This window comes from Terrisporobacter othiniensis, from assembly GCF_000808015.1.
GTDB classification, from domain to species: Bacteria; Bacillota; Clostridia; order Peptostreptococcales; family Peptostreptococcaceae; genus Terrisporobacter; species Terrisporobacter muris.
In genome coordinates, this window is sequence record NZ_JWHR01000069.1 from 1 (window position 1) to 4,476 (window position 4,476).

The window sequence follows — 4,476 nt, forward strand, 5'->3', positions numbered from 1 at the left end:
ATAGTATAGGTATTAATAATACAACTATAAATAAAATATAAGATAAAAATCTCAAGTATTTTGTAGATGTTAATTTTTTTATTGGTATATAAATAAATATAAGGCTTAAAATTATAACAGTTATAATAATAGAGAACAATAATCTTGTAATATATACATTATAAAGGTTGAAAATTAAAAAAATAAATGTTGCTATAAGAAAAATTCCATTGTACTTTGTAAAAAAAGGCAATATTTTATTTATATATTTTTTCATTTGGAAATTTTGTGTTAAAAAGTAGAAATCTCTAAGTATGTAAAGCAAACAATACAATAATGAAAATAAAAAAATACCTAGAAATAAATAACTTTTAAAATTTGTATTCATAAAAATTCCCCCTTGTTCCCCCTTAATATATTTTATTTAATTGAAATGAAAATTATATATAGAATTATAAAAAAAATAAACTTGGTTAATAATAATGTTTATAGGAAAAGGAGGTATAAAATGAATAAATATTTAAAGGTATTAGTTATTAATACTCTTTTATTTGTAAGCTTAATATTTAGCTTTCAAAACAATATTTCCTATAGCCAAAGTAACAACATAGATACATTAATATCCATAACAAAGAAAGAAGAATACTTAAATAAGAGAATAAATGATTTAGACTATATATTAAAAAACAAAAATCAATATATAGCTTTTGATAATGATATGAAAAGTAGTTTATTAGAAAAAAAAATTAGTGTAGACAGCATAAAGTATAGTCAGATCAAGTTTTTTAAGATGTATTTTGAGAGACAATTGATAAATTGTGAAAAAAGTGAAAGCTTTTTAATACAAGAAATTAAAAACGAAAAAAAAGAAGCTTTGGAAAATAGTAATGCCAGTTATATAAAAGGAAAATGGCCATTAGAGGACTATAGATATATTAGTTCAGGATATGGATATAGAACACATCCAATAACAAAAAAACTTAGTTTTCACAATGGAATAGATATACCTGCACCAAAAAATACATCAGTACTTGCAAGTGATGATGGAATTGTAATATTTGCAGGTTATAAAAGTGGCTATGGAAATGTAATAGAGATAAAACATTTTGATAATAAAAAAACCTTGTATGCTCACAATAATAGTATAGTTGTAAATGTGGGTGAAATAGTTAAGAGAGGACAGGTTATTGCTAAGGTAGGGTCAACAGGAGATTCAACAGGAAATCATGTTCACTTTGAGGTTAAAATAAATGATAAAAGGATAAATCCTTTGTATGGGATAAGTAATGATTTATAAAATAAAAAAAGCGAAGATTAAATCTTTGCTTTTTTTATGTGTAATTATTTGAATTTTAAAATAATTTAGAAAATTTAGCATAAAATGAAAATTTTATGGTGTAATAAAAAGGATTTATTTATTAATGTATAGAAGATAATATTAATATAATTTAGTAAGAATATAAAAAATAATGGCTTATTGGAGAGATGGGGGGGGGGTTTGTGTGAAATCTAAATTGTTAAAAGATGTATTAATATATATTGCAGTACCTGTATTAATTTTTAATGCTGCTATTATAAGTAACATAGAGATTGCCTTTCAAGTTTCGTGTGCTATTTCAATAGTTTATTCTGTTTTCACTAGGGTTAAAGAAAGTAGAGTAAATTCTACTGGATTAGCTATATTTTTTATAATAGTCGCTTACTTCTTATCAAGTAAGAGTCCAGATTCAGATAATGTATATTTTTATAATACATGTATATTCTTATCTTTAGCACTGATAATACCTGGGGTAAAGATCTTTAATAAGGATATTAGTACAATAGTAATAAGGGATATATTAAAATCTTTAGATAGAAACAGTTTAGCGATGATTAGGTTATTGAAGAAAAAATCTGTGTGGGGTGAAATTAGCAGAATATGTTCAATGATAGAAACAAATTTAATACTAGTATCACTTTTGAGAATTATCAATATTTTGGTTTATAGTGGAGGTAGTAATTCATATTTAAATTTTATAACTAATTGTGTAGGGGTAATTTTCACAGCAATAATTGTTTATAGAATTATTAAGGTTATTAGTGCATCTAAAAAACTTGATATTGATAAAACTAATAAGGGTCCAAGTCATGAAGATCATAAAAAGGGAAAGGTAATTAACTTTAACTCTTTTAAGTAGTTATTTATAAAAGCATTAAAAAATCATGTTTGAATATGCAAACATGATTTTTTTTGATTATTTAAGTAGTTCAAAAACATAGTCACCTATTTTATCAGGATGTATAGTTGTTTTGAAGTGAGTAATATTTTCATCCATAAACTCAACTCTTGAATCTAATTTCTTATTTAATAAATCCTTTATTAAATCCTTTAGATCTTCATCGTTATCGTACAAAATTCCTATGCCTTTATCTCTAATAAATTTAGCATTTTCAATTTCTTGACCAACCTTTGGGTTTTTAACTATTATGGGAGTATTTGAACTAATAGCTTCAAACAAAGTGGCTCCACCGGATTTAGTTAACATTAAATCGTAATTTTTTAATAAGTCAGACATATTAGTGACAAATCCTCTTACATCTATGTTATACAGTGGTTTTTTTAGGGTTAAAATATCGTATAGTTTTTTATTACTGCCTGTTACTATAGTAACATCCAACATATCTTTATATTTACTTAGGTAGTCATCAAGCCAATGCATAAAACTTTCATCAAAATCAAATAATCCTCTACCTCCACCCATAAGAAGTAGCCTAAGTTTATTACTACGTAATTTTTTATTGCAAATAAAACTTTTACTTACAGGCACACCAGTTACTCTAAAAATACTAGGATCTAATCCTTTTTGGACATACCTATTTTTAATTTCATAGGATGGTACAAAATACATATCTGTTGTTTTAAATATCCATTCTAAACTATCTACTACATCAGTTATTACAGTTATAGAAGGTATTTTTTTATGTGGATTTTTTGTATTAAAATCATTTACACATGCAGCTGCACAAGGAAATGTGGAAATAATTAAATCAGGATTAATGCTTTTTATGTATTCAGCAAGCTTTGGCATATATATTTTATAAGATATATCGTATTTAGCATCAAAAGATTTTTTTATATAATAGTAGTAATTATAGAGTCCAGGCACATATTTAGTATTATTTTCGTACATTTTAACCATAGGCTTATTTATACGAGGAACACTTGCACTAATAAAATTCTCTATTACAATATTTATATTATCATCTTTTTCTTGAATATATTCTTTTATAGCCTTTGCTGCACTAATATGACCAGCACCGAATTGAGCAGTTAATATTAGTATAGTTTTTTTATTTTCTATTTCATTCAAAATATCACCTCGAAATAAAGTTTCCTTTTATAGTATTATATCTTTATAGTATTATACCTTTGTATTTAATTATAATCAATGACAATGATTTTGATAATAAATTTTATAAAATATAAAGGAAAGCTAGCCTGCTATGTAAAACATAGAAAAAGAGGTGAGATTATGGAAAGTGTTAAAAGTAGTACTTGTAATAAAGAGCACTCATGTAATGATGATGATATATATATAAAAATGAAAATGTATATATTTTCATTGATAGGCATAATTATTTTTTTCATACCTATAAAAATTAATAATCAATATGAAACATTATTATATCATATATCTTATTTTATAGAAAATAAAGCATCCATAATTATAAATATAAGTGTTCTGTTCTTTGTTACATTATCAATTTTGAAAGATATAATAAATGTAAATAAATCAAGTATAAATAAATTTTTGGTATTTTCTAAAGTATTTAGCTTAATAATACTTACTTTTTTACTAGTTGGAAAAGAAGAAATTTTTTTTATAGATGATAGTTTTATATTTATTTTGAAAGATCTTATACTAAACTTAAGTATCGTTCTTCCTGTTGCATCTTTATTTATGCCATTTTTGTTAGATTGTGGACTATTGGAAATTACAGAAGCTTTTACTCACAGAACTATGAAAAAGCTATTTAGAGTAAGCGGAAAGGTGTTTTTAAATTTTTTAGTATATTTATTAGTAGATAATGTATGTGGTGTATTTGTTACTTATAGGCTTTATAAGGATGGCAAGCTGCGAGAAAGAGAGTGTGCTATTACAATTTTAAATTTTTCTGTTTTATCATTAAGCTTAACTGGAGATTTATGTAATAAGATTGATGTAAATATTGGGAAATTTTTCATTATGGAGATGTTAGTACTAATTATATGTAATATTATAATAAGTAGGATTTACCCTTTAAAGAAAAAAAAGCAAAGTTATTATTTTAAATCTGGTCATAAAAATGTTAACTGTAAAAAAAATAAGTTAAATACAGCAGTTAAAAGATATTATGAAAATAAAAACAATAAAAAATTTTTTAGTTTATCTTTATCATATTTAAATGAGGTAATATATATTTTGATGAATTTAATTCCTTTAATAGTACTTATTTTCTTTATAGGAAATATTATAT

General features: G+C 23.8%; 4 protein-coding genes. 3 read left to right on the plus strand and 1 reads right to left on the minus strand.

Translation table 11 applies throughout. From position 1 onward, the window contains the following. The first annotated feature begins 487 nt into the window (after positions 1-487). Both QX51_RS19450 and QX51_RS07635 read left to right on the plus strand, forming a co-directional pair. Complete coding sequence (locus QX51_RS19450) at positions 488-1,276, plus strand: M23 family metallopeptidase (protein WP_052232952.1); 789 nt, start codon at positions 488-490, stop codon at positions 1,274-1,276. Between the two features lie 205 nt (positions 1,277-1,481). Beyond that, positions 1,482-2,156, plus strand: a complete 675-nt coding sequence (locus QX51_RS07635) for a hypothetical protein (RefSeq protein WP_039679317.1) — start codon at positions 1,482-1,484, stop codon at positions 2,154-2,156. A 57-nt stretch (positions 2,157-2,213) separates the two neighbouring features. Here the strand turns inward: QX51_RS07635 and QX51_RS07640 are convergent, their stop codons facing one another. Then, positions 2,214-3,329 carry an MGDG synthase family glycosyltransferase gene (locus tag QX51_RS07640; protein ID WP_039679318.1) on the minus strand — a complete coding sequence of 372 codons (1,116 nt, stop codon included), beginning with the start codon at positions 3,327-3,329 and terminating at the stop codon, positions 2,214-2,216. Between the two features lie 162 nt (positions 3,330-3,491). Between QX51_RS07640 and QX51_RS07645 the strand changes: the two genes are divergently transcribed. Further along, a partial coding sequence (locus QX51_RS07645; protein ID WP_039679319.1) for a hypothetical protein occupies positions 3,492-4,476 on the plus strand: 985 nt, incomplete at its 3' end.

What these genes read in the sequence shown, in the direction of transcription:
- QX51_RS19450 (WP_052232952.1), top strand. Translation starts at nt 488, where the DNA reads ATGAATAAATATTTAAAGGTATTAGTTATTAATACTCTTTTATTTGTA.